The 25246-nt window shown below is 70.6% G+C and carries 20 protein-coding genes; 10 read left to right on the forward strand and 10 right to left on the reverse strand.

From position 1 onward, the window contains the following. Positions 1–72 precede the first annotated feature (72 nt). Positions 73–687 carry a dihydrofolate reductase family protein gene (locus tag ACZ470_RS14035; RefSeq protein ID WP_468427120.1) on the forward strand — a complete coding sequence of 205 codons (615 nt, stop codon included), beginning with the start codon at positions 73–75 and terminating at the stop codon, positions 685–687. A 19-nt stretch (positions 688–706) separates the two neighbouring features. Here ACZ470_RS14035 and ACZ470_RS14040 read toward each other — a convergent pair whose 3' ends face one another. Continuing rightward, the gene (locus ACZ470_RS14040; protein WP_465270565.1) at positions 707–784 is read right to left on the reverse strand and encodes a 50S ribosomal protein bL37; all 78 of its coding nucleotides are present in this window, start codon (positions 782–784) and stop codon (positions 707–709) included. A 196-nt stretch (positions 785–980) separates the two neighbouring features. Here ACZ470_RS14040 and ACZ470_RS14045 point away from each other — a divergent pair, with 196 nt between their 5' ends. Continuing rightward, positions 981–2258, forward strand: coding sequence for a GAF domain-containing protein (locus tag ACZ470_RS14045; RefSeq protein ID WP_468427210.1), 1278 nt, complete (start codon positions 981–983; stop codon positions 2256–2258). A 102-nt stretch (positions 2259–2360) separates the two neighbouring features. Beyond that, entirely contained in the window at positions 2361–3884 is a 1524-nt protein-coding gene (gene exaC, locus ACZ470_RS14050; protein ID WP_468427121.1) for an acetaldehyde dehydrogenase ExaC, read from the forward strand. Positions 3885–3953: 69 nt separating this feature from the next. Here exaC and ACZ470_RS14055 read toward each other — a convergent pair whose 3' ends face one another. Further along, the gene (locus ACZ470_RS14055) at positions 3954–5390 is read right to left on the reverse strand and encodes an endo-1,4-beta-xylanase (protein WP_468427122.1); all 1437 of its coding nucleotides are present in this window, start codon (positions 5388–5390) and stop codon (positions 3954–3956) included. Positions 5391–5712: 322 nt separating this feature from the next. Next, complete coding sequence (locus tag ACZ470_RS14060; protein ID WP_468427123.1) at positions 5713–6732, reverse strand: LacI family DNA-binding transcriptional regulator; 1020 nt, start codon at positions 6730–6732, stop codon at positions 5713–5715. Positions 6733–7125: 393 nt separating this feature from the next. On the opposite strand from ACZ470_RS14060, the gene ACZ470_RS14065 reads away from it, so the two are divergent. The 4 genes from ACZ470_RS14065 (at position 7126) to ACZ470_RS14080 (ending at position 12696) form a co-directional block, all read left to right on the forward strand. Beyond that, positions 7126–8436: an extracellular solute-binding protein gene (locus ACZ470_RS14065; protein WP_468427124.1), complete on the forward strand. Its 1311-nt coding sequence runs from the start codon at positions 7126–7128 to the stop codon at positions 8434–8436. Next, the gene (locus ACZ470_RS14070) at positions 8433–9335 is read left to right on the forward strand and encodes a carbohydrate ABC transporter permease (protein WP_468427125.1); all 903 of its coding nucleotides are present in this window, start codon (positions 8433–8435) and stop codon (positions 9333–9335) included. Before ACZ470_RS14065 ends, ACZ470_RS14070 begins: the two co-directional genes overlap by 4 nt. 2 nt (positions 9336–9337) lie before the next feature. Beyond that, entirely contained in the window at positions 9338–10234 is an 897-nt protein-coding gene (locus tag ACZ470_RS14075; protein ID WP_468427126.1) for a carbohydrate ABC transporter permease, read from the forward strand. A 92-nt stretch (positions 10235–10326) separates the two neighbouring features. Beyond that, positions 10327–12696 carry a beta-xylosidase/alpha-l-arabinosidase gene (locus ACZ470_RS14080; protein ID WP_468427127.1) on the forward strand — a complete coding sequence of 790 codons (2370 nt, stop codon included), beginning with the start codon at positions 10327–10329 and terminating at the stop codon, positions 12694–12696. Between the two features lie 65 nt (positions 12697–12761). Here the strand turns inward: ACZ470_RS14080 and ACZ470_RS14085 are convergent, their stop codons facing one another. Further along, positions 12762–15146 (reverse strand): phosphoketolase family protein, encoded by a 2385-nt coding sequence (locus tag ACZ470_RS14085; RefSeq protein WP_468427211.1) that lies wholly within the window; start codon positions 15144–15146, stop codon positions 12762–12764. A gap of 264 nt (positions 15147–15410) precedes the next feature. Continuing rightward, on the reverse strand, positions 15411–16793 hold the full coding sequence (locus ACZ470_RS14090) for a DEAD/DEAH box helicase (protein ID WP_468427128.1): 1383 nt from the start codon (positions 16791–16793) through the stop codon (positions 15411–15413). Positions 16794–17038: 245 nt separating this feature from the next. On the opposite strand from ACZ470_RS14090, the gene ACZ470_RS14095 reads away from it, so the two are divergent. Next, positions 17039–17434: a DUF7144 family membrane protein gene (locus tag ACZ470_RS14095; protein ID WP_468427129.1), complete on the forward strand. Its 396-nt coding sequence runs from the start codon at positions 17039–17041 to the stop codon at positions 17432–17434. 149 nt (positions 17435–17583) lie between these two features. Further along, on the forward strand, positions 17584–18363 hold the full coding sequence (locus tag ACZ470_RS14100) for a hypothetical protein (protein ID WP_468427130.1): 780 nt from the start codon (positions 17584–17586) through the stop codon (positions 18361–18363). Between the two features lie 23 nt (positions 18364–18386). Here the strand turns inward: ACZ470_RS14100 and ACZ470_RS14105 are convergent, their stop codons facing one another. Next, on the reverse strand, positions 18387–19346 hold the full coding sequence (locus ACZ470_RS14105; protein ID WP_468427131.1) for a DUF1152 domain-containing protein: 960 nt from the start codon (positions 19344–19346) through the stop codon (positions 18387–18389). A 90-nt stretch (positions 19347–19436) separates the two neighbouring features. Here ACZ470_RS14105 and ACZ470_RS14110 point away from each other — a divergent pair, with 90 nt between their 5' ends. Further along, the gene (locus ACZ470_RS14110) at positions 19437–20528 is read left to right on the forward strand and encodes an alpha/beta fold hydrolase (protein WP_468427132.1); all 1092 of its coding nucleotides are present in this window, start codon (positions 19437–19439) and stop codon (positions 20526–20528) included. On the opposite strand, the gene ACZ470_RS14115 is transcribed toward ACZ470_RS14110, so the two are convergent. From ACZ470_RS14115 to ACZ470_RS14130, 4 genes are all read right to left on the reverse strand, one after another. Further along, complete coding sequence (locus ACZ470_RS14115; protein WP_468427133.1) at positions 20529–21311, reverse strand: YhjD/YihY/BrkB family envelope integrity protein; 783 nt, start codon at positions 21309–21311, stop codon at positions 20529–20531. Positions 21312–21464: 153 nt separating this feature from the next. Beyond that, positions 21465–22466: a TIGR00341 family protein gene (locus tag ACZ470_RS14120; RefSeq protein ID WP_468427134.1), complete on the reverse strand. Its 1002-nt coding sequence runs from the start codon at positions 22464–22466 to the stop codon at positions 21465–21467. 107 nt (positions 22467–22573) lie between these two features. Beyond that, the gene (locus ACZ470_RS14125; RefSeq protein WP_468427135.1) at positions 22574–23353 is read right to left on the reverse strand and encodes a class I SAM-dependent methyltransferase; all 780 of its coding nucleotides are present in this window, start codon (positions 23351–23353) and stop codon (positions 22574–22576) included. Positions 23354–23465: 112 nt separating this feature from the next. Further along, complete coding sequence (locus ACZ470_RS14130; protein ID WP_468427136.1) at positions 23466–25232, reverse strand: lectin; 1767 nt, start codon at positions 25230–25232, stop codon at positions 23466–23468. Positions 25233–25246 lie beyond the last annotated feature (14 nt).

Consider the following 25246-nt stretch of genomic DNA (forward strand, 5'->3'; position numbering starts at 1 on the left):
GTCCCGTCGGCCCGGGACACGCACCGGGCGTCTCAGCGATGAGTCGGGGCGACGAATCGGGTCCACCCTGGTATGACACGCATCATCGCCGACATCTCCGTCTCCCTCGACGGCTTCGTCACCGGCCCCGACCCCGGCCCGGAGAACGGTCTGGGCACCGGCGGCGAGGCCCTGCACACCTGGGCCTTCTCCGACGATCCCGAGGACCGCAGGATCCTGCGCGAGGCGACCGACCGCTCGGGCGCCGTCGTCCTCGGCCGCCGCCTCTTCGACGTGGTCGACGGACCGCACGGCTGGGACGACACCACCGGCTACGGCGCCGGTGAGGTCGGCACGCCCGCGTTCTTCGTCGTGACGGGCTCCCCTCCGGAGTCGGTGCGGCTCACCCATCTCGACTGGACGTTCGTCGGCACCGGTCTCCACGACGCCGTCGCGGCCGCACGCCGGCGCGCCGAGGCGGCGTCCGCAGCGAGCGGCAAGGAACTCGACGTCATCGTCATGGGGGGCGGCGCCACGGTCGGCTCCGCCCTCGCCGCCGGGCTGGTCGACACGCTGTCACTGCACCTCGCGCCGGTCGTGCTGGGCGCCGGGACGCCACTGTTCACCGGCACCGCGCCGCGCACGCTGGTGCAGCGGACCGTGATCCCCACATCGACCGCGACCCACCTGACCTACGACGTCCTCTGACGGACGGTGGTGCTCGCGTTCAGGACTGCGGCCGCTTCCCGTGGTTCGCCGGGTGGTTGCGGCGTGACTTCTTCTTGCGGCGCCTCTTCGAGGACATGAGCGTCTCCCTCGTGACAGACGGCCGTGAGACCAGGTCTCACCCGTCGTTCCCGGGCCGGCCAACGGCCATGGCCCGCTCAGTCATTGTTCCGCAGGGCGCGGGGCACCGCGACTCGCGTCCGCGTCGGGACGGTTGTCGCCACGCGCACCCCGAGCGACGATGTCCCCCAGCGCACGCCCCGCGGGAGGCCATGGTGACCGATTCCTGGGTGGCCCTGGAGCCAGGAGCCGACCCTGCCGAGCGCGTACGCGTGCTGCACCGGGCGCACGACACCTTCACCGAGGCCGGGACGGTGCCGCGCCCGGTACGCGGGGTGGTCGCCGAGTCGTGGCGGCGCTCGGCGCGCGCCGGAGTGCACCCGGACGGCACCGCCGACGTCGAACTCACGGACGGCGACCTCGGGGCCTGCCGTGCCGAGCATCCGCTGGCTCATGTGATGCCGCTGTTCCGGGAGTTGCTGGGCACGTTCGCCTCCGACGGCCGGCATCTGCTGGCGGTGTGCGACGCGCGCGGCAGGCTGCTGTGGGTCGAGGGGCACGCGTCGACGCTGCGTCAGGCGGGGCGGATGAACTTCGTGCCGGGCGCCCGGTGGTCGGAGAGCGCGGTGGGGACGAACGCGCCGGGCACCGCGGTCGCCGTCGGCCGTCCGGTGCAGGTGTTCGCGGCCGAGCACTTCGTGCGGCGCGTGCAGGCGTGGACGTGCGCGGCGGCCCCCGTGCACGACCCCCGCACGGGGCGGGTGCTCGGTGCCGTGGACATCACCGGCGGGGACGGTCTCGCGCATCCGCACAGCCTGGGCTTCGTGCAGGCCGTGGCACGCGCGGCGGAGTCCCATCTGGCACTGCTCCTCCCGGGACGCCCGGCCGCCGGGGGACTCGAGCTGGCGGCGCTGGGCCGCGACCAGGCCGTGCTGACGACGGGCGGCCGCCGGATACGGCTCAGCCGCCGGCACAGCGAGATCCTCGTGCTTCTGGCCGCGCACCCCCATGGCCTGACCGGTGACGAACTGCTGTGCGCCCTGTACGAGGACGAGTCGGTGACACCGGTGACGCTGCGCGCGGAGCTCGCCCGGCTGCGTCAGGCACTGGGGCCGGGACTGCTCGCGTCGCGCCCCTACCGGCTCACGGCGCCCGTGGAGTCGGACGTCGCGGTCGTCGAACGCCGGCTGGCGGCCGGCGCGGTCACCACCGCCCTGGCCGGCTACCCCGGCCCGCTGCTGCCCGCGTCCCGGGCCCCGGCGGTCGTACGGCTCAGGCGCCGTCTCGCCGACGGGCTGCGCGCGGCGCTGATCGCCCGCTCGGACCCCGACCTGTTGTCCGACTGGGTCCACGCGCCGTGGGGCGAGGAGGACCTGGAGGTGTGGCGGGCACTGGCCACGGCCCGGCCGACGCCGGCGAACCGGGCCCGGCTGGCCGCGCTCGAAGCGGAGCTGTCGGCCCCGGACGGCTGGGCCCGCCTCCAGGGCCGGTAGCGCCGCTTCCCGTCCGCAACGTGGATGCAACGTCCGCCTCCTTACGCTCCGGCGCAGAGCTGTCCAACGGCGGGCAGCGCTGCTGAAGGAGGCCAGTTCCGCATGACTCGTTACGCGGCGCCCGGAAGCGAGGGCGCGATCGTCTCCTATCTGCCCCGCTACGACCATTTCATCGGCGGGGAGTACGTACCTCCGGCCAGGGGGCAGTACTTCGAGAACCCGAGCCCGGTGAACGGGCAGCCCTTCACCGAGGTGGCGCGGGGCACGGCGGAGGACGTCGAGGCGGCACTCGACGCCGCCCACGCGGCCGCACCCGGCTGGGGGCGCGGGTCGGCGACCGAGCGGTCCGACATCCTGCTGAAGATCGCCGACCGCATGGAGGCCAACCTCGAAGCACTCGCGGTCGCGGAGAGCTGGGAGAACGGCAAGCCCGTACGGGAGACCCTGGCGGCGGACATCCCGCTGGCCATCGACCACTTCCGCTACTTCGCCGGCGCCGTGCGCGCCCAGGAGGGTTCGCTCAGCGAGGTCGACGACGACACGGTCGCCTACCACTTCCATGAGCCGCTGGGCGTCGTCGCCCAGATCATCCCGTGGAACTTCCCCATTCTGATGGCGGCGTGGAAGCTGGCGCCCGCCCTGGCCGCGGGCAACGCGGTCGTCCTCAAGCCCGCCGAACAGACGCCGGTCTCCATCCACTACTGGCTGAGCCTCGTCTCCGACCTGTTGCCGCCGGGCGTGCTGAACATCGTCAACGGCTTCGGCCCGGAGGCCGGGAAGCCGCTCGCCTCCAGTCCGCGGGTGGCGAAGATCGCCTTCACGGGCGAGACGGCCACGGGACGGCTGATCATGCAGTACGCGGCCGAGAACCTGAAGCCGGTCACGCTGGAGCTGGGCGGCAAGTCGCCGAACATCTTCTTCGACGACGTGTGGGAGAAGGACGACGACCTGCGCGACAAGGCCCTCGAAGGGTTCACGATGTTCGCGCTGAACCAGGGCGAGGTGTGCACCTGCCCCTCACGCGGGCTGATCCAGCGCGGCAACTACCCGGACTTCCTTGCCGCAGCCGTCGCCCGCACCGAGCTGATCAGGCCCGGGCACCCGCTCGACACCGACACGATGATCGGCGCACAGGCGTCCGGGGAGCAGCTGGCCAAGATCCTGTCCTACATCGACATCGGCCGACAGGAGGGCGCCAAGGTCCTGACGGGCGGTGAACGCGCCGAGTACGACGGCGACTTGAAGGGCGGCTACTACGTGCAGCCGACCATCTTCGAGGGCGACAACCGGATGCGCGTCTTCCAGGAGGAGATCTTCGGCCCCGTCGTCTCGGTGGCCTCCTTCGACGACTTCGACGACGCGGTCAAGATCGCCAACGACACGTCGTACGGCCTCGGCGCGGGGGTGTGGACCCGTGACATCAACACGGCCTACCGGGCCGGGCGCGCCATCCAGGCGGGCCGCGTCTGGACGAACTGCTACCACGCCTACCCCGCCCACGCGGCCTTCGGCGGCTACAAGCAGTCCGGGATCGGCCGGGAGACGCACAAGATGATGCTGGACCACTACCAGCAGACGAAGAACATTCTGTGTTCCTACAGCCCTCGGAAGCTCGGCTTCTTCTAGGGCCTCAAGTGGGTTGCCCGGTGGGGGCACTGATCCCCACCGGGCAACCCGCTATGACGAACACTCCCCTCAGCTGTGCGTCCAGCGCTGGTTGCTGCCGTTGGAGCAGGAGTAGAGCTGGATCAGGGTGCCGTTGGCGGTGCCGGCTGCGTCGAGGCAGAGGCCCGACTGGACGCCGACGATGGAGCCGTCGGAGTTGAGGCGCCACTTCTGGTTGTCGCCGCCCCAGCAGCTGTAGATCTGGACCTTGGCGCCGTTGCCGGTGCCGGCGGCGTCGAGGCACTTGTTGCCGTAGACCCTGAGCTCACCGGCGTCGGTGCGGGTCCACTGCTGGTTGGTGCCGGTGTGGCAGTCCCACAGCTGGAGCTGGGTGCCGTCGGTGGTACTGGCGTTGGGCACGTCCAGGCAGCGGCCCGAACCGACGCCCTTGATCTGTCCGGCATCGGTGGGGGGATCCGTGGGGGGCGTGGTGGAGCCGCCGTTGAGTGCGTTGAGGACGGCGGTGTAGGCGGCCTTCTTGCTGCCGTCGTTGTTGAACAGCAGCGGCGTGTCCCCCGATCGCCAGGAGTCCATGTCGCGCACACCCCAGACGGTGACGCCGAGGCAGCGCGAGACGGCCAGGCAGTCGTTGACCACGTTGGCGTAGGTCGTGGCCGAGGCGCCCTGGATGTCGAGCTCGGTGACGGCCACGTCGACGCCGAGTGCGGCGAAGTTCTGGAGGGTGGTGCGGAAGTTGCTGTTGTAGGGGCTGCCGCTGTTGAAGTGCGACTGGAAGCCCACGCAGTCGATCGGCACGCCGCGCGCCTTGAAGTCCCGGACCATGTTGTACATGGCCTGGGTCTTGGCCCAGGTCCAGTTCTCTACGTTGTAGTCGTTGTAGCAGAGCTTGGCGCTCGGGTCGGCGGCGCGCGCGGTGCGGAACGCGTCCTCGATCCAGTCGTTGCCGGTGCGCTGGAGGTTGGAGTCGCGCCGGGCCCCCGAACTGCCGTCGGCGAACGCCTCGTTCACGACGTCCCACTGGGCGATCTTGCCCTTGTAGTGGGCCATCACGCCGTTGATGTGGTTCCGCATCGCCTGGCGCAGGTCGCTGCCGCTGAGGCTCTGCATCCAGCCGGGCTGCTGGGAGTGCCAGGCCAGGGTGTGGCCGCGCACCTCCTTGCCGTTCTGCACCGCCCAGTTGTAGACGCGGTCGGCGGCGGTGAAGTTGAACTGGCCACGCTGTGGTTCGGTGGCGTCGATCTTCATCTCGTTCTCGGCCGTCACCGAGTTGAACTCACGGTTGGCGATCGTCGTGTACGCCGAGTCGCCCAGCTTGCCGGAGGCGATGGCGGTGCCGAAGTAGCGGCCGCTCTGCGCCGCCGCGGCGCCGAGCGTGTTCTCGGCGGCGTGTGCGGCCGGCGGCGAGACCAGTGCGGTGGCCGCACCGACGACGCCGACGACCAGCGCCAGGAGCGGGCCGCGGATCCTCCGGCGGATTGCGGCTCTGGGAAGGGCATACGAGCCCATGGCTGTGCCTCCAAGGTAGAAACACGAAACGGGGGTGGCGCAGTCCGACGTCGTCCGACATCTCGAACTACGGCCGGTTTCTCAGACAGGGATGATCGGGGCGTTGATGATGACCCGTCAATACCTTTCGCAAGAGAAGTTTCGATTCAGCGATCGAAACTTTCTAATCCCCCAGCAAGCAGGAAGACGAGCCCACGGGCGCCGTTTATGGACAGTTCGGCGCCAGGCCTTGACCGGAGGAACCCACGTTCCTAGCTTGTGTCGTCGAAGCGTGCGGGAAATGATCGAAACTTTCGAGGCGTCTCCGGTCCGTCGACGACGCCTACTCGCCGCCCTCGCGGGGCGGCGCCGTGGAGGCGCGTACCACGAGTTCGGTGGCGAGTTCGATGTGGTGGGACTCGACCTTCTCGCCGTTGGCGAGCCGGAGGGCGGTGCGCAGGGCGGCAGCGCCCATCTCCCTCAGTGGCTGGCGCACCGTGGTCAGCGGGGGTGAGGCCATCTGGGCGAGGCTCGTGTCGTCGAAGCCGACCACGCTCAGGTCCTCGGGGACGCGCAGGCCGCGGGCGCGGGCGGCCTCGATGACACCGAGGGCGATCTCGTCGTTGCCCGCGAAGATGGCCGTGGGGGGCTCTCGCAGGGCCAGGAGCTCCTCGGCGCCGAGCAGGCCGGTCTCGTACGTGAACTCTCCGGGCCGGACGTAGGCGTCGGGCACCCGCGCTCCTTCCGCCTCCATGGCGGCGCGGTAGCCGTGCATGCGCGCCTGGTTGCACACGGCCATGGTCGGTCCGCCGAGATAGGCGACGCGGCGGTGGCCGAGGGAGCGCAGGTGCCGGGTCGCGGCCAGGCCGCCGGCGAAGTTGGTCGCCCCCACGCTGTTGACCCGGCTGTCCGGAAGGTGCAGCGGGTCCAGCACGACCAACGGCAGCCCGGCCCGGGCCAGTTCCTTCAGGTGCGCCGCGGTGTACACGCTGGTGACCGCGATGACGGCGCGCCGCCCGGCCGAGGCCAGGTCCCGGGCCCAGTGCGGGGCATGGGACGCCTTGCTGATCACCACCGAGGCCCCCGACTCCGCCGCGGAGTCGATGATGCCTTCCAGGGTCTCGGCCACGTACGACTTGAGGCCGCCCTGGAACTGCACCTCGATGGTGGGGTTTTCCACGACCTCGATGTGCCGGAACACGGGCGCGAGGTACTGGTGCTGATGCAGCAGTTCCTGCACCCGGGTACGGGTGTGCGGCGCCACGTCACCGCGACCGTTGACCACTTTGGACACGGTGGCGACGGACACCCCCGCAGCTCGGGCGATGTCCGCCAACGTGGTGCGCCTGCCGTTCGGTCGCATCGGTTCCTCTCAGCTGTACGTCCACCGGTGTGGTGAGCCGCCGGCCGGGCCGGCAACGCGGGGGGAGCCGGTCAACCGTACGGCAACCCGGCACCGGGCACTGCCTGCGCGGCATGACCTGCACCGACAGTGTGTCAGCCGCGGTCATCATGTCGCCCCTCGCCTTCAACCAGAGACTTTCGAAAACGTTTCGCCCTCCTGCGAGGCTACTTGAGAGTCGCTCAGGCCCGGTACCAGGCGGCTTCCTATGGCTCTGCAACGCGCACCTGCACATGCCTTGACAGCGCGTCAGCCCGAAACCTAATTTGCACGAACAGAGCTCGAAGAAGGCTGTTTCGAAAACCTTTCACCATGACTCACGAGAAGCCTGTGGCTCTCGAGTGCGGAGTAAACATGGCGCTCTCCCGACGTACCCTCCTCGCCCTGGCCGCCGGCGTGCCGGTCTCCGCGGCACTGGCGGCCTGCGGCTCGTCCGGACCCGGCAAGAGCGGTGGCGGGGCCACGTACTGGTACCTCAGCGGCCAGCCGCAGCAAGGTGTCCGAGCCGGCGCGGTGGACGCGTTCAACAAGGCCCACCCCGAGGAGCAGATCGAGGACACCACCTTCCAGAACGACGCGTACAAGACGAAGATCAAGACCGCCATCGGTGCCGGGCAGGCGCCCACCATCATCTGGGGCTGGGGCGGCGGGACACTGCGCACCTACGCGGAAGCGGGCCAGGTCGAGGACCTCACCTCGTGGTTCGACGAGCACTCCGAGGTCAAGGACCGGCTGTTCCCGGCCGCGTTCGGGGCGGCGACCGTCGACGGCAAGATCTACGCGATGCCGTGCGAGAACGTGCAGCCGATCGTCCTCTTCTACAACAAGGAGGTCTTCGACCGAGTCGGCGTGAAGCCGCCGGAGTCCTGGGACGACATCATGGCGTTGGTGCCCAGGTTCAACGACGAGGGCATAGCGCCGTTCGCCCTCGGCGGGCAGTCCCGGTGGACGAACATGATGTGGCTGGAGTTCCTGTTCGACCGCATCGGCGGCCCCGAGGTGTTCCAGGCCATCATCGAAGGCGAGAAGAACGCCTGGTCCCACCCGGACGCCATCACCGCGCTGACCAGGGTGCAGGATCTGGTCAAGGCCGACGGCTTCATCAAGGGCTTCTCCTCGATCACCGCGGACTCCAACGCGGACCAGGCGCTGCTGTACACCGGCAGGGCCGCGATGATGCTGCACGGCGCCTGGTCGTACGGCATCCAGAAGGCCGACGGCGGCGACTTCGTCTCCGGCGGCAAGCTGGGCTTCATGAACTTCCCGCCCGTCGAAGGCGGCAAGGGCGATCCGGCCAACGCCGTCGGCAACCCCGCCCAGTACCTGTCCATCTCCTCGAAGGCCGGCGCCAAGGAGAAGGAGATCGCCAAGGAATTCTTCGCGACCGGCGTCCTCCAGGACGACGAGGTGAAGAAGTGGATCGGCAACGGGTCGGTTCCCGTCCGGCTGGGCACGGAGAAGCTGCTCGCCGCCTCCGACAGCGCCGACTTCCTCCAGCTCACCTACAACATCGCCAGCAACGCCAAGACGTTCGTACAGTCCTGGGACCAGGCGCTCAGCCCGACGGCCGCCGAGACGCTGCTGGACAACATCGTCAAGCTGTTCCAACTGTCCATATCGCCGCGGCAGTTCGCCACCAACCTCAACGCGGTCACCGGCGCATGAGCGCGCTCACCAGCCATCCGCCGCGCCGCGAGCCGCGCAGCATCCTGCCGTGGCTGGCAGCGCCGGCGCTGGCGGTCTTCATCTGCTTCGCCGTGATCCCGCTCATCGGGGTCTTCGTCCTGAGCTTCACCACATGGGACGGGATCGGCGGCATCCAGGCCTCAGGACTGACCAGCTGGCGTGCGGTCCTCACCGACCCCGGGCTGCCGCATGCCCTCTGGGTGACGTTCCTGGTGATGGCCGTGTCCTGGGCCGTTCAGACGCCGCTGAGCATTCTGCTCGGCACGTTCCTGGCAGGCCGCCAGCGCTACCGTGCGGTGCTGGGCGTGGTGTACTTCGTCCCGCTGATGCTCAGCTCCGCGGCGATCGCGATCGCGTACAAGGCCCTGCTGGACCCCAACTTCGGGCTCGGTGCCGGGCTGAAGATCGGGGCGCTCAGCCAGGACTGGCTGGGGCGGCCCGGACTCGCCTTCGGGGTCGTCGTCTTCGTCGTCTCCTGGCAGTTCATCCCGTTCCACTCCCTGATCTATCAGGGCGGTGTCCAGCAGATCCCGAAGTCCCTCTACGAAGCGGCGCAGTTGGACGGGGCCGGACGGATCCGGCAGTTCTTCAGCATCACGCTGCCCCAGCTGAAGTACACCATCATCACCTCATCCACGCTGATGGTGGTCGGGTCGCTGACCTTCTTCGACCTCATCTTCGTCCTGACCGAGGGCGGCCCCGGCGACGCCACCCGGGTCCTCGCACTGGACATGTACAAGCGGGGATTCCAGGCCAGCCTGATGGGACCGGCCAGCGCCATCGCGGTCATCCTCGTCCTGGTGGGTCTGGCCCTCGCCCTGCTGCTGCGCCGCCTCGGGGGCCGGGACCCCGGCGCGAGCCAACTCGAGGGAGCCTGACGGTGACCACCACGCTGCCGGAGACACGACGACCGCGGAAGACCACCGACCGCGAGCGGCAACGCCCCTCCCCCCATGCGGCCCGCCGACGCAACTGGGCCGGCGGCCTGGCCGGGTGGCTCTGGCTCGTCGTCGTCGCCGTACCCCTGTACTGGACCCTCATCACCAGCCTCAAGGCCCAGAGCCGCTACTACGCGAGCAACCCCCTGGTGCCTTCCGGCGACCCGACACTGGACAACTACCGGCTGGTCATCGAGTCCGATTTCCTTCGCTACTTCGTCAACAGCGTCGTGGTCACCGCCGGCGCCGTGGTGCCGGCGGTCCTGTTCTCCTTCATGGCGGCCTACGCGATCGTTCGCGGTTGGCGCATGCGGGTCCTCCGCGCGGTGAACGGGCTGTTCCTCATGGGCCTGGCCATCCCGCTCCAGGCGACGGTGATCCCGGTCTACCTGATCATCATCAAACTCCAGCTGTACGACAGCCTGCTGGCGCTGATCCTCCCGTCGATCGCCTTCGCCATCCCGCTGTCCGTGCTGGTGCTCGCCAACTTCATCCGCGACGTGCCCAAAGAGCTGTTCGACTCGATGCGGGTCGACGGCGCCACCGAATGGACGACACTGTGGCGGCTGGCGGCACCGCTCACCCGGCCGGCCATCCTCACCGTGACCATCTTCAACGCACTGACCATCTGGAACGGATTCCTGCTGCCGCTGGTCCTCACCCAGAGCCCCGACCGCCGGACCCTGCCGCTGGCACTGTGGTCCTTCCAGGGCCAGTACGGGGTCAACGTCCCCGCGGTCCTCGCCGCTGTCGTCCTCACCACCTTGCCCGTCCTGGTGCTGTACGCGTTCGGCCGCCGCCAGCTGCTGAGCGGTCTGACCGCCGGATTCAGCCGTTGATCGCCACTGACGATGCCTCCGCACGTCTACCTGTACGCCCGTCGTGCCCCGGACAGGGGCCCGACGGGCGTAGGAGGAAAGTGAACGCTGACATGGATGTAGAGAACATCCCCGCAACCGCGCTCTGGAACGACCCGACCGTCTCCGTCACCGCGAGGGTCGACGCGCTGATCGACGCGATGACCCTTCAGGAGAAGACCGCCCAACTGTACGGAGTGTGGGTGGGGGCCTCCGATCAGGGCGGTGAAGTGGCCCCCCATCAGCACGACATGGAGGAGGCCGTCGATCTCGAGGCGCTCCTGCCCACCGGACTGGGCCAGCTGACGCGGCCCTTCGGCACGGTCCCGGTCGACCCGGCCCTGGGCGCGCTCTCCCTGGCCCGCACCCAGACCCGGATCGCCGCCACGAACCGGTTCGGCATCCCCGCTCTCGCGCACGACGAGTGTCTGGCCGGCTTCGCCGCCTGGGGGGCGACGGCCTACCCCGTGCCGCTGTCCTGGGGCGCCACCTTCGATCCGGACCTGGTGCGGCGCATGGCCGCCGCCATCGGGCGGGACATGCGGGCCGTCGGCGTCCACCAGGGACTCGCACCCGTCCTGGACGTGGTGCGCGACGCCCGCTGGGGCCGGGTCGAGGAGACCATCGGCGAGGACCCGTACCTCGTGGGCACCATCGGGACGGCCTATGTGCAGGGCCTGGAGTCCGCCGGGATCGTCGCCACCCTCAAGCACTTCGTCGGCTACTCGGCCTCGCGCGCCGGACGCAACCTCGCTCCCACCTCCGTGGGCCCGCGTGAGCGTGCCGACGTCCTGCTGCCTCCCTTCGAGATGGCGATCCGTGAAGGCGGCGCCCGTTCGGTGATGAACGCCTACACCGACACCGACGGCATGCCCTCCGCGGCCGACGAGGACCTGCTCACCGGGCTGCTGCGCGACACCTGGGGCTTCGACGGCACCGTCGTCGCCGACTACTTCGCCATCGCCTTCCTGACGACCCTCCACGGCGTCGCCGCCGACTGGGCCGGCGCCGCCGGCACGGCGCTACGCGCGGGCGTCGACGTCGAACTCCCCAACGTCAAGACGTACGGCGCGCCCCTGGCCGATGCCGTCGCCGACGGCCGCGTACCGGAGGCGCTGGTCGATCGCGCCCTGCGCCGGATCCTCACCCAGAAGGCGATGCTCGGCCTGCTCGACCCGGACTGGAACCCCGTGCCGGCCGCGCTCGACGGGGCGGACCTGGACGACCCGGCCGCCCTGCGCGGCCGGATCGACCTGGACGGTCCGGAGAACCGCGCGCTGGCCCGCACGGTCGCCGAGGAAGCGGTCGTGCTGCTGAGCAACGACGGCACCCTGCCGCTCGGGAGGCCGCGCCGCATCGCCCTGCTCGGCCCCAACGCCGACGAGCCCACCGCCGTACTGGGCTGCTACTCCTTCCCCCAGCACATCGGCGTCCGCCATCCCGGGACCCCACTCGGCATCGAGCTGCCCACGCTGCGCGACGCTCTCGCCGCCGAGTTCCCCGACGCCGAGATCACGGTCGCCCGCGGCACCGGAATCGACGACGGGGATCTCTCCGGCATCCACGAGGCCGCGCAGGTGGCACGCGAGGCCGACATCGCCCTGGTGGTGCTCGGCGACCGCGCCGGGCTCTTCGGGCGGGGCACCAGCGGCGAGGGATGCGACGTCGGGACGCTGGACCTGCCCGGCGCGCAGCAGCGACTGCTCGACACCCTGCTCGACCTGGAGACACCCGTGGTCACCGTGCTGCTCGCCGGACGACCGTACGCCCTCGGCCGCGCCGTGGAGGAGTCCGCCGCGATCGTGCAGTCCTTCTTCCCGGGTGAGGAAGGCACTCACGCGATCGCCGGCGTGCTCAGCGGCCGTACCAATCCCTCCGGACGCCTCCCGGTCGGCGTGCCGCGCGGGCCGGGCTCCCAGCCGGCCACGTACCTCGGGGCGCGGCTCGCGCACGCCAGCGAGGTGTCCACCGTCGACCCGACCCCCGCCTTCCCCTTCGGTCACGGCCTGTCCTATACGCGGTTCGACTGGACGGACCTGACCGTGGACGTCCAGGAGGCCCCGACGGACGGCGAGTTCACCCTCGCCTTCACCGTCCGCAACACCGGCGGCCGGTCCGGAACCGAGGTCGTCCAGCTCTATCTGCACGACCCGGTCGCCTCCGTCGTCCAGCCGGTGCAGCGCCTGGTCGGCTACACCCGGGTCGACCTGGAGCCGGGCGAGTCCCGGCGCCTGTGTGCCACGGTCCCGGCCGACCTCGCCTCCTTCACGGGACGCGACGGCCGGCGCGTCGTCGAACCGGGCGAGCTGGAGCTGCGGCTGGCCGCCTCCAGCGCGGATCCGCGGCTGACGGCCAGGATCACGCTGACCGGAGCCGAGCGCCACGTGGACCACACGCGGCGCCTGCACGCCACGATCGAGCAGGAGCCGGTCGCCCGGCCGTGAACCGGGTGTGCGTCGAGCCAGAGGCGGCCCGGCTCACCGCCGGCCGGGCCGGCCCCGGAGTCTTGTCAGCCCTCCCAGGACCAGTCGGCGACCTCCGGCAGGTCGGTGCCGTGGACGCGGATCCACTCGTGGTGGCGCAGTCGGGCGTCCTCCATCCGCTGGCGTACGGCCGCGGCGCGCGCCGCCAGGCCCGGGACGCGGTCGACGACGTCCATGACCAGGCGGTAGCGGTCCAGGTCGTTGCGGACGACCATGTCGAACGGTGTGGTGGTCGTGCCCATCTCCTTGTAGCCGCGCACATGCAGGTGCTGGTGGCCCGTACGGCGGTAGGCGAGGCGGTGGATCAGCCAGGGGTAGCCGTGGTAGGCGAAGACGACCGGCTTGTCCGGCGTGAACAGGCCGTCGAACTCGAAGTCGGTCATCCCGTGCGGGTGTTCCTCGGCGGGCATCAGCCGGGCGATGTCGACCACGTTCACGACCCGCACCGTCAGCTCGGGGAGATGCGTGCGGAGTAGCTGGGCGGCGGCCAGCACCTCCTGCGTGGGGACGTCACCGGCCGCCGCGAGCACCACATCGGGCTCGCGCTCGCCGCTCTCCGTGCCGGCCCACTCCCAGATCCCGGCGCCCCGCGCGCAGTGCGACTTCGCCTGCTCCATCGTCAGCCAGTCGAAGCAGGGCTGCTTGCCGGCCACGATCACGTTCACGTAGTCGCGGCTGCGCAGCGCGTGGTCGGCGACCGACAGGAGGGTGTTGGCGTCCGGCGGCAGGTAGACCCGTACCACCTCGGGGCTCTTGTTGAGGACGTGATCGACGAAACCGGGGTCCTGGTGGGAGAAGCCGTTGTGGTCCTGGCGCCACACGTGGGAGGTCAGCAGGTAGTTGAGGGAGGCGATGGGCGCGCGCCAGTGCAGTCGGCGGGTGACGCGCAGCCACTTGATGTGCTGGTTGACCATCGAATCGACGATGTGCACGAACGCCTCGTAGCAGGAGAAGAGGCCGTGCCGCCCGGTCAGCAGGTAGCCCTCCAGCCAGCCCTGGCAGGTGTGCTCGGAGAGGATCTCCATCACGCGACCGTGCCGGTCGAGATGCTCGTCCACGTCGAGGGTGCCGGCCTGCCACGCCTTGCCACTGGCCCCGTAGACGGCCTGGAGGCGGTTGGACTCGGTCTCGTCGGGGCCGACGAGGCGGAAGTCCCGCCGGTCGGCGGTGCCCCGCAGGACGTCCTCCAGCAGGTCGCCCAGGACGCGGGTGGGCTCGTGCAGGGTCACGCCGGGTTTGTCGACGGGGACGGCGTACCGCTCCAGCGGCGGCATGGGCAGTTCGCGCAGCAGCAGTCCGCCGTTGGCGTGCGGGGTGGCACCGAGCCGTCGGGCGCCGTCGGGGACGCAGGCCAGCACGTCCGGACGCGGAGTGCCGTGCTCGTCGAAGAGTTCCTCGGGCCGGTAGGAGCGCAGCCACGACTCCAGTTGCCGCAGGTGGTCGGGGTTGTCCCGGACGGCGGGCAGCGGCACCTGGTGGGAGCGCCAGGTGCCCTCGACGGGAAGTCCGTCGACCTCGGCCGGGCCGGTCCAGCCCTTCGGGGTGCGCAGCACGATCACCGGCCAGCGGGGGCGTTCGCCGGCGCCCTCCGCGCGGGCCGCGTGCTGGATCGCGGCGATGCGGTCGAGCGCGGTGTCCATGGCCCGGGCCATGGCCCGGTGGACGGTGTGCGGGTCGTCGCCGGTGACGTGGATCGGGTCGTGGCCGTATCCCTTGAGCAGTTGGTCGAGTTCGGACTCGGGCAGCCTGGCGAGGACGGCCGGATTGGCGATCTTGTACCCGTTGAGGTGGAGGATCGGCAGGACCGCGCCGTCGTGGACCGGGTCAAGGAACTTGTTGGAGTGCCAGGACGTGGCCAGCGGCCCGGTCTCGGCCTCGCCGTCGCCGATCACGCAGGCGACGAGCAGACCGGGGTTGTCGTAGGCGGCGCCGTACGCGTGGGACAGGGAGTATCCGAGTTCGCCGCCTTCGTGGATGGAGCCGGGCGTCTCGGGCGCGACGTGACTGGGCACCCCGCCGGGGAAGGAGAACTGTTTGAACAGCCGTGCCATTCCGGCCGCGTCCCGCGTGACGTCGGGGTAGATCTCGGTGTACGACCCCTCCAGCCAGGAGTTGGCGACCACCGCGGGGCCGCCGTGCCCGGGTCCCCAGAGGCACAGGGCGTCCAGGCCACGGCTCCGGACGACCCGGTTGAGGTGGGTGTACACGAGGTTCAGCCCGGGCGAGGTACCCCAGTGCCCCAGCAGCCTCGGCTTGACGTGCTCGGGGAGCAACGGCTCGGTCAGCAGGGGGTTGGTCATGAGGTAGATCTGACCGGCGGACAGGTAGTTCGCGGCGCGCCAGTGGGCGTCCAGCGTCCTCAGCTCGCCGTCGGTGAGCGAGGCGGACGCCTGATGCGTGTCGACGGACATCATGGGCTCCTCTGCGGATCGGGTCTCGGTCGGAGGTGCTCGCGGATCCGTACGTCCCCGTACGTCCCCACCCTCCTCTGCCCGTGGGGTACCCGGCAGGGCCGACCGGCCCCTCCGACGTGCCACTGTGCCCGCCGTCAGTCCATCGGCGCCGACACCACGCGCGGGGGGACGGAGGAAACGGCGCAACGGCCGACGCGAGGACGGGATCAGCGGACGGACGGTGCGTGAGCCGCCACCGCCCGGCACTCCGGGAAGCCCGGTTCAGCCGCCGCGCCGCACCCGGGCCGCCCTGCGTGCCTCCGCGAGCTTGCGGGCCTCGCTGCTCCTGCGGGACGACCGGCCGCCGGAGCCGCTCTTCGCGTCCTTGGTGCTGCCCAGGCCGCGGAACGGGGCGTTGTGGTTCTTGGGGCGCGATACGGCCGACCCGCCGTCGAGAGGCTCTCCGGAGGGGGCCTTGGCGCCCGTGATCCGGCTCAGCTCCGCCTCTCCGGACCGCACTTTGGTGACCTTGGGAGCGACGTCGGCGTCCGCCATGACCTGGCTCGTCTCGCGGCGCTGTCCCGGCAGGACGAGTGTCACGACGGTGCCGGAGCGGCCGGCCCGCGCCGTGCGGCCGGCCCGGTGCAGATAGTCCTTCGGGTCGGTGGCCGGGTCGACGTTGACCACGAGGTCGAGGTCGTCGACGTGCAGGCCGCGAGCGGCGACGTTCGTCGCCACCAGCGCGGTGATCTGCCCGTCCCTGAACTGGGCCAGGGTCCGGGTGCGCTGCGGCTGGGACTTCCCGCTGTGCAGGGCGGCGGCGGCCACGCCGCCTGCCCGCAGATGCCGCGTGAGCTGGTCGACTCCGTGCTTGGTGTCGAGGAACAGCAGGACGCGGCCGTCCCGGGCGGCGATCTCCGTGGTCACGGCGTACCGGTCCGGGCCGTGGACGACGAGGACGTGGTGCTCGATCGCGGACACCGCGCCGGACGAGGGGTCCACGGAGTGGACGGCGGGGTCGCGCAGGTAGTCCCGCACGAGCTGGTCGACGTCGCGGTCGAGGGTGGCGGAGAACAGCATCCGCTGCCCGTCGGAACGCACCTGGTCCAGGATTCCGGTGACCTGCGGCAGGAACCCCATGTCACACATCTGGTCGGCCTCGTCCAGGACCGCGATGCGCACCCGTCCCAGCCGGCAGTCCTTGCGCTCGACGAGGTCGTGGAGCCGACCGGGCGTGGCGACGACGATCTCGGCGCCGTCCCGCAGCGCGGCGGCCTGGCGTCCGATGGACACTCCACCCACCACGGTCGCGAGCCGCAGCCGGAGCGCCTCGGCGTACGGGGTGAGCGCCTCACCGACCTGCTGCGCCAGCTCCCGGGTGGGCACCAGAACGAGCGCGAGCGGCTCCTTCGGCTGCGCGCGCCGCCCGGCCGTCCGGGCGAGCATCCCCAGGCCGAAGGCGAGCGTCTTGCCGGAGCCCGTGCGGCCCCGGCCCAGGACGTCCCGTCCCGCGAGCGCGTTCGGCAGCGCCGCCGCCTGGATGGGAAAGGGCACGGTCACACCGTGCTCGTCGAGCGCCCGCAGAATCTCGGCCGGCAGCCCCAGCTGCGCGAAGGACGCAGCCGTGGGCTGCCGCCGGGCATCGCCGTGTACTGATTCGCTCACCGAGAGCCTTCCTCCGAGGGGACCGTACCGAGGAAGGCGCGGCGGGGACGCGGTCACCGGCCAGGACACCGAACGAAGCACCGGCACAGCGACACGCAAACAGTGGACGTTAGCACGGAGTACGCCGCGGGCCTCCCATGATCGCGCCCCTCGCCGGGTCACACGGCGGTCGTCACCCGGACGGCCTGGTGCGGTCGCGGCATGGGAGCGGTGGGGTGAGGGTGAATGCCGAGGAGGCGGTGACCATGGCGGGTACACCTGGCGCAACGCAACAGCAGTGGTCGGTCGGCCCACATCTGTTCGCCGGTCTGGCGCTGGAGTTGAGCGGCTCACTGAGCATCCTCATGGGGATCACCGGCATCGCCCAGGACAGCATCTTCAGGGCACCGCGGTACGTCTACCGGTTCGATCTGACAGCCTGGGGCTGGCTCCACCTGGTGATCGGGATCGCGCTCGTGGCCGCGGGCCTGGGCGTGCTGCTCGGCAAGAGCTGGGGCACGGGGGCCGGCGTGGCGGTGGGCGCGGTGAGCCTGATCACCCAGTTCATGTTCATCCCGTACTACCCCCTGTGGTCGATCAGCCTGATGACGCTCGACCTGCTGGCCATCTGGGCTCTGGCCAGGTTCAGCGTGCGTGAATGAATTCGCCGCCCGGGTTCTGGGAATCGGGCTGTGCTCGGGGGGCCGGCTTGGCAGGATGAGCGCCTCGAACATCTTGTCCCGGGGAGGGCTGTATGGGGGTCGGCGAGAGAATTGTCCCGGCTGCGGACGCGATGGCTCGACTGAGGGGAATGTACGAGCCGCTCCTGGACGCCCTGGGCCTTTCGGTACAGGCCATCAAGGACTACGACCTGCCGGAGTTGGAACAAGCCCTCACGCGAGTCAACGAGGCGATCAGCCATCCGGAACAATTCGGCATGTTTCAGGCCCAGAGTTCCGCAAAGGTCTGGGTGGTCGAGACCCCGAGTGTCTCCATTGGAATCCTTCCGTTCCTTCTTGACCGTAAGCGACTGATTCTGGACCGCATCAAGGAGCTGCGGAGCCAGGAACGACTGGGTGGCCTCCAGGACCTCGTCGAGCGGCTTCCACCCGGAAATGAGAAGGACGAACTCAAGCGACAGCTCACGGCCTTGGAAGCGGAGGCTGCCGCCGCTCGCGAGCGGGAGCGCGTGGCAGCAGAGGTGGACAGCGAAGCTCAGGCCATGGTCGTGGAGGGCTGGCAGAAGGAACGGGAGGAGAAGGAGGAGGCGAGGGACGAGCTCAAGAAACTGCGCGAGGAAAGACTCCTGAACGAGGAGATCGCGGAGCGGAAATGGAACCGCCGGGTGGCTCGCGAGCCGATGGCCACGCTCGTCGGCGCCGCCCTGCTGATCATATTGACCATCGTGTTCATCGTCTCCATGTTTCTGAAGATCGTTCCGTCCACACTTCTTTCCAACAGCTTTCTGATCATCCTTGGCTATTTCTTCGGTCAGAGCGCCATCGGGGTCAAGACTCCGGCCGGGGACCCCGCGGCACCACCACAGAGGAAGAAGCGCAAGAAGACCCAGGGCGCGAACGCCAAGGCCTGAACGCAGGGGCGGTGGTCCCGTCGCTAATGGGGGAAGGTGCGGGGCGGGCGGGGCACCGTGGAATCGCGGAACTCGGCGATTCGGGAGTGCACTTGACGCATCAGATAGGTGTCCTCGATCCGGTCCAGGTACAGGCAGCGGGCCGCCAGGCCCGGCAGGTCGAAGGCGAAGTACAGGGACATCAGCGGGTTCACGAACAGCTCGCTGCCCCGGGTGCGTTCGGTGAACCGGACGTCGCCGAACTGGCCGCGCACGGCCGCCGCGATGGAGCCGTTCACGATGCTGGGGTGCTCGGGGGTGTGGTGCTGGGCGTGCGCCACCGCGTCCAGGTACAGGGCCCCCTCACGGGTGGCGCGTGGGAGGGAGAACGCTCCGAGGTACGCGCCGTCGCGCTCCAGGGCCGCGATGTTCTCGAGGACCTGTACGTGGTTCACTCCGTGGTAGGCGTCCACACCGAACCCGAGCGACACCACGACCCGGTTCGGTATTGCGTCCAGCGCGGCCAGCGCCGCCACGCTGGTCAGGTCCTCCTCGGGCGTGCCGAGGCCGGCCTCGTCACCGCGCAGCAGGATGTCCGTGCCGCCGTCGACCAGCACCACGGCGTCGATGCCGTGCAGTTCGGCCAGTGCCTGGTACGCGGCGCGCAGCGGGCGCACGCCGATCTGCGGGAAGGCGTACACGGTGGCCGGGTAACCGTGCAGGTGCAGCCACTGGGCGAGCGTCCGCTCCGGGAAGTAGGTCTGGTGCGGGGCGGAGTCGGGAGTGACGACGGCCAGGTCGTCGGCGGCCCAGTTGTCGGGAGGAAGCCCGGCGAGGGCGCTGAAGGAGAGGTTCGCGAGATGCACCTCCTTCTTCTGGTGCAGGAGGGAGAGGGCCAGCGGCAGGCCGGAGTAGATGTCGAACCCGCCGCCCGCGCCCGCGACGAGGATTCGTTCGGAATCGGCGAGCCGGGTGAAGAGCGGGTTGGTGTGAAGTGACGTCACGACGATCATTGTGGTCGGTGATCGGCGCGCCGGCCCCGGGCCCGGCATGGGCTTCTTCGGCCCGGCGGCACCATGCGACCATGCGGTGCCATGACCCCACGCGACCCGAGGACCGCGGTTCGGCAACTCCTGTACGAACTCTGCGTCGAGCTCGGCTTCTGCCTCCCGCCCCACGAGCAGCGGGCCCTGGAGACAGCACCCCCCTCCGACGCGGACCGCTTCACCGACGCCGTGTTCGCGGCGGAGGGAATGGACGCCGGCCTGGACGCGGGGCTGTGGCGGCAGGTGCGTGACCGGGTCGACCGGCACATGCGCGGGTGGGAGGGGCCGCCCGGTGGGGATGGTGAGGCGCCGGCACCGTTGGCACCGGTCCACGTCACGAGGTGGGAGGAGACCGGCGGCCGGAGAACGACGCCCTCGGTCTTCGTGCACAACATCTTCACCTGGGGCGCTGACGACCTGTACGGCTTCGCGGCCCAGCGCCCGCTCGCCGAGCAGCACTGCCTGCTGCTCGTGGACCGGCGCGGGTACGGCCGCAGTCCGGACACCGAGCTCGGTGACTTCGAGACGGACGCCGACGACGTCGTCGGCCTGCTCGACGACCTGCGGACCCTGCCGGACGATCCCCGTGCCCCGGCGCACCTGGTCGGACACGGCAACGGCGGGGTGATCGCCATGCTCGCCGCCGCCCGCCGTCCCGAACTGGTCCGGTCACTGACGCTGATCCAGCCCTCCGCCTTCACGGCCGCCGCCGAGCACCCCACCGTCGCGACGATGCTGGAACGCGTCGCCCAGTCGGCGCCTGGCGACCTGCCGGAGTCCGTGACCCCTCTGGAGTTCCTGCGCGCCTCCACCGAAGGCATCGGGCTGCCCATGCCGGAGCCGACCGCAGAGCGGCTGCGGGCGGTGGCCACGTCGATGCGGGAACGGCCCATCTGGGAGGCACACGTGCCCCTGGAACCCCTGCGTTCCGCCCCGTGGCCGACGCAGATCATCTGCGGCACCTGGGAGGACGCCCCCGACATCTACCGGACCCATGTCGGCGAGCCACTGATGGCATGCGCCGAGATCCTCGCGGACACCCTCGGCGCCCGGCTGTTGCGCGTCCCGGGTTTCTACCCCCACACCCAGCAACCGGACGCCGTCAACGCGGCCCTGCGACAGCTCTGGGGCACGGAGTGATCACCTGTGCTTCGTCGCACGGTTCGGGGAAGCCGGGTCGCCCAGGCGGCTCGCCAGGAAGGGTTCCCGGGCCGCGACGGCGCCCACGCTGATGCTGACGGTGACGGCCACGCACACCACGATCAGCCAGGAGAGCAGGACGAAGACCGAACCCGCGGGGCCGTACTCGGCCGTGGCCCGGTTGAGGGCCCGCGGCATGTAGATGTGGGCGGTCGCCGACAGACCGGTCACCGCGGCGGCCGTGACCATGGCACCCGGCAGCAGGGGCGCCCAGCGGACCAGCCCGCCCAGCAGGAGGTGCTGGGTCCACCACCACAGGGCCGTCTGCGTGACCAGGGTGACCGGAACCCCGAGCCAGGCACCGAGGCCGAACCCGTCGCGCAGCGGACCCTGCACGATCAGCACTCCGAGCCAGACGACGATCCAAGCCAGCCACCGCCAGGGAGCGATCCTCGTCCCGGCCCGCGGGATGCTCCAGGCCCGTTTGCACAGCCGCATCATCGCGCGGCTGACGGCGGTGGCCGACAGCAGCACCATCAGTCCGCCGACCACCCCGGTGGCCTGCCGCAGGTCGTCGGTGGGCGGCCGGAACACCTGCTCCAACTGGGTCCGCGCCTCCCCCGTCAGACCGAAGACGTCACTCACCGAACGCGCGAGCTGATCCCGCATCGCCGTGGGTGCGTAGGCACTGATCACGAAGAGCAACGGGACCGCGGTCAGGAAGCACTGGGCGGCGAGTCGGGTGGCGGAGTCGAAGACGTTCACCGACACCAGGCGATCCACGAGACGCGTGATCACCGGGAACCGGCCCTCGAGCCGAGCGTGCAGCGCTCTCACTCGCGCGGCCGACGCCTGGGGCAGGCCGCGCCACCAGGCCACACGCGGTGCGGAGGGGGTCCGCATCGCTCGGCGGGGGCGACGTCCGGGCACCGTCGCTCAGCCGCCGACCTTGCCCGCGTCGACGCGCCGGCCGTTCGTCTGCTCCACCACGACGGGGATGCCGTCCGGGATCTGCCCTTCAAGACGGTCGAGAAGGCGCCCGACGGGCGGCAGGTCGCCGGGGACGAGGACGTGGATGCGCATCGTCCTCGAGGCCGTGTCCACGTCGGTGACCAACGCGCCGGGCTCACCGGCCAGCCACTGCTCCGCCACGTCCTTGGCACGGCCCGTCCAGGTGTTGAGCAGCAGGGTGAGCGCGGCGTGCCCCGCCAGCGGCACGAACACGACGGCCAACAGCAGGGCCATGGCGACGTACGCCCTGCGCGCGGGCCGCCCCGCCGGCTGGGGCGTCTCCGTGCCGTAACCGAGGGCCGCGAAGGTCACCATGCCCCCGAAGACCAGGGCGAAGAGGTTGGACACGAACAGGACGAGCGCGCCCAGCGCCAGCCATCCGGCCAGCTGCCCCAGACACACCCCCACGACGACCAGGGGCGGAACGAGGGAGATGGCGATCGCCACACCGGGCAGCACCGCGGCGACGTCGCGGCGGGCCAGCGCCACCGCGCCCGCCAGTCCCGTCGCGAGGGCGGCGAGCAGGTCCAGCAGGCCCGGGGACGTCCTCGACGCGATCTGACTGTTGGAGAGCAGCGCGTAGTTGCCGGGCACGACCACCGAGAACACCGTCCCGATCGCGATGACCAGCAGTGCGGCGAGGAGGACCGTCCTCACCGCTCCGGTGCGACGGCGCCGCACGGAACCCACGGCGATACCCATGATCGGGGTGGACAGCGGCGCGATGATCATGGCGCCGATCACGGTGGCGGTCGAGTCCGTGAGCACCCCGCAGGCCGCGATGACCGCCGACAGCACCAGCATTGTCCAGAACGCCGAGAGCTTGGCCCCGGTGTCCCCGGACGACAGGTCGAGGTCCTGCGTCAATTCCTCCAGAGACCGGCGCTGCGAGGCCGGCAGAACACGGTGACGGACTCCGCGGGGCATGGCACGAGTATCACGTCCGGTACGGGCACCGCCGTGCGGGACACCGCTCGGGCGACCAAGTCCGGCGCCGGTCTCACCCGACTGCTGTCAGGGGCTCGCGTGATGCCTCACAGCTGCCGGACGCGCAGTACTCCGGTCAGCATCGGAAGGGTGAATGCGCCGTGGGCGGTCTCCGGTCTGCTCGCGAGGTAGGCGCGGATCCTGCCCAGGGCGGCCTCCCGTTCCCGTGCCGGCATGACCAGCATCCCCGCGCGCGTGGCGAGGGTCGCGACGAGGGAGTCGGCCGTGCGGCGCTGGCCGTGCGGGAACTCCGCCTGCTCAGGCGAGCCGAACCGGGCGGCCGCGCCGGTCTTCGGAAGGTGCGCGTCGGCGGTCTCGGCACGCCATGCGGCGGGCGTGTCACGCGGGCCGACGGCTGCCCTCCCGCAGACATGCGCGAGCCCGGCGACCCACTCGACCTCGTCGTCCATCACGTTCCACAGGCCGGCCAGGACGCCGCCGGGTGCGAGGACCCGGGCGATCTCGGGTCCCGCGACGGCCATGTCGAACCAGTGCATGGCGTTGCCGGCCAGGACCGCGTCGACGGAGGCGTCCGGCAGCGGTATCGACTCGGCGCTGCCCGGCAGGGCACGGACGGCGGGCAGGGAGCGGCGCAGCTCCGTCAGCATCGCCGGGTCGGGCTCGACCGCCACGACTTCGGCACCCAGGGCGACCAGCGTGCCGGTCAGTTTCCCGGTTCCGGCGCCGAGGTCGAGCACGCGTGCGCCGGGCGCGGGTTCCAGTGCCCAACGCACCGCGGCCCGCGCGTAGTCCGGACGGTGTTCGGCGTACGCGGGCGCCGCCGACCCGAACGACGAGGCGTGAAGGAGCCGTTCATCCTGGTCCACACGGTCACGGTAGCGGGTGGGGGCGCCCGCGGTGGCGCGTGCGGGCCCGGTGGGGAAGCGAACCGGGCCCGGACGCGCCTTCATGCGGGGCTGCGGCCGGTGGTGCCGCCCGTCAGGGCAGGGTCCATTTCTGGTTGGGGCCGGTGTGGCAGGTCCACAGGTGGACCGGTGTGCCGTCGTTCCAGGTACCGCCCGAGGCGTCCAGGCACTTGCCCGACTGCGGATTGCGGACCGTGCCGTCCGACTGGGCCGCCCACTTCTGCGCCCCCGTCCCGTTGCACGTCCACAACTGCACCCTCGTGCCGTCCGCACTCCCACCACCGGACACGTCCAGACACTTGCCCAGCGCCCTCAACGTGCCGTCACCGGCCACCGTCCACCGCTGCGCCGCGGTCGCGTTGCACGTCCAGATCTGCACCTCCGTACCATCCGCCGTGCCCGCGTTGTCCACATCCAGACACTTCCCGTTGACCCCCTTCACCTCACCCGTGCGGGGATCGGAGGGGGTTCCGGTCTGCTTGATCCGGATGTTGCGGAAGGCCACCTCGTCGCCGTCACCGTGGTTCTGGAGGCCGATGTGGCCCTGCTTGAGGCTGCGCGCCGGGTCGGTGTTGGTGAAGTCGTTGATCTTCCGTCCGTTGAGGAAGATCTCCAGCCGCTCACCGGTGACGCGGAGCTCGTACGTGTTCCACTCCCCCGGCGGGTTCAGCGCGGCATCGCGCGCGGCCAGGTCGGCGGACTGGAATCCGTACACGGCACCCGTGGTGCGGTCGGCCGCGTCGGTGGCGTCGATCTGGATCTCGTATCCGTTGTCCACCGCGGACCAGGGGTCGTCGGACGACGGAAAGCCCACGAAGACACCGGAGTTGTCGTCACCGCTCGCCTTCCAGTCCAGTTTCAGGGAGTAGTCACCGGTGAACTCCTTCGCCTGGTACCAGAGGAGTCCCAGTCCTCCGTGCGAGGTGAGGGTGCCGTCGGCGAGGGTGAAGCCGCCGGGTCCCGCCTGCTTCCAGCCGGTCGTGCCGGTGCCGTCGAACAGGGGTGTGTAGCCGGTCTCCGGGCGGCAGTCCGCCTTGGTGGTGCCGGCGGCCCAGCGGATGCCTCCGAGCAGGTGCCGTCGGAAGGCGGGGTCCGCGTAGGACTCCTCGGTGTGGCCGCCGCCGGTGTAGAAGGCCCGGCCACCGGCGTAGTCCTTGCACCAGGCGATCGGGTGGTCGCCGGACATGGTGCCGCCGGAGTAGCTGGACTCGTCCAACGATGCCAGGACGTGGGCGGTGGTGCGGGGATTGGTGCGGTAGTTGTACCACTCGTCGGTGCGCTGCCAGGTGCGGTCCAGATGCGCGGTGGCGTCGTGCGCGCGGTCCTCGACCTTGACGGTCGCGGGCTGGATGGCGGGGTGGGACTGGAACAGGGCGCCGGCCAGTCCTTCGTAGAAGGGCCAGTCGTACTCGGTGTCGGCGGCGGCGTGGATGCCGACGTAGCCGCCACCGGCGCCCAAGTACTGCTCGAAGGCGGTCTGTTGGGCGGGGCCAAGCACATCGCCCGTGGTCGACAGGAAGACCACGGCCCGGTACTGGGCGAGGTTGGCGGTGGTGAAGGCTGCCGGGTCCTCGGTGGCGGTGACGGTGAAGTTGTTCGCCGCTCCCAGGTCGCGCAGTGCCGTGATGCCCTCGTCGATCGAGGAGTGCCGGAAGCCCGCCGTCCGGGAGTAGACGAGGATCTGGTACGCCGGGTCGGCCGCCGCGGTGGCCGCGCGGGCCGGGGCGTGCGCGACGTGGTCGGGGGCCGGTGCGGCGCCGGGCAGTGCCGTGGCCTGGGGTGCAAGGCAGAGCATGGCGCCGGCGCACAGGCCGAGCGCTGTTCTGAGCATGGTGCGCATCGCGGGTCGCCTCC

It is taken from the genome of Streptomyces sp. NPDC031111 (assembly GCF_055570675.1).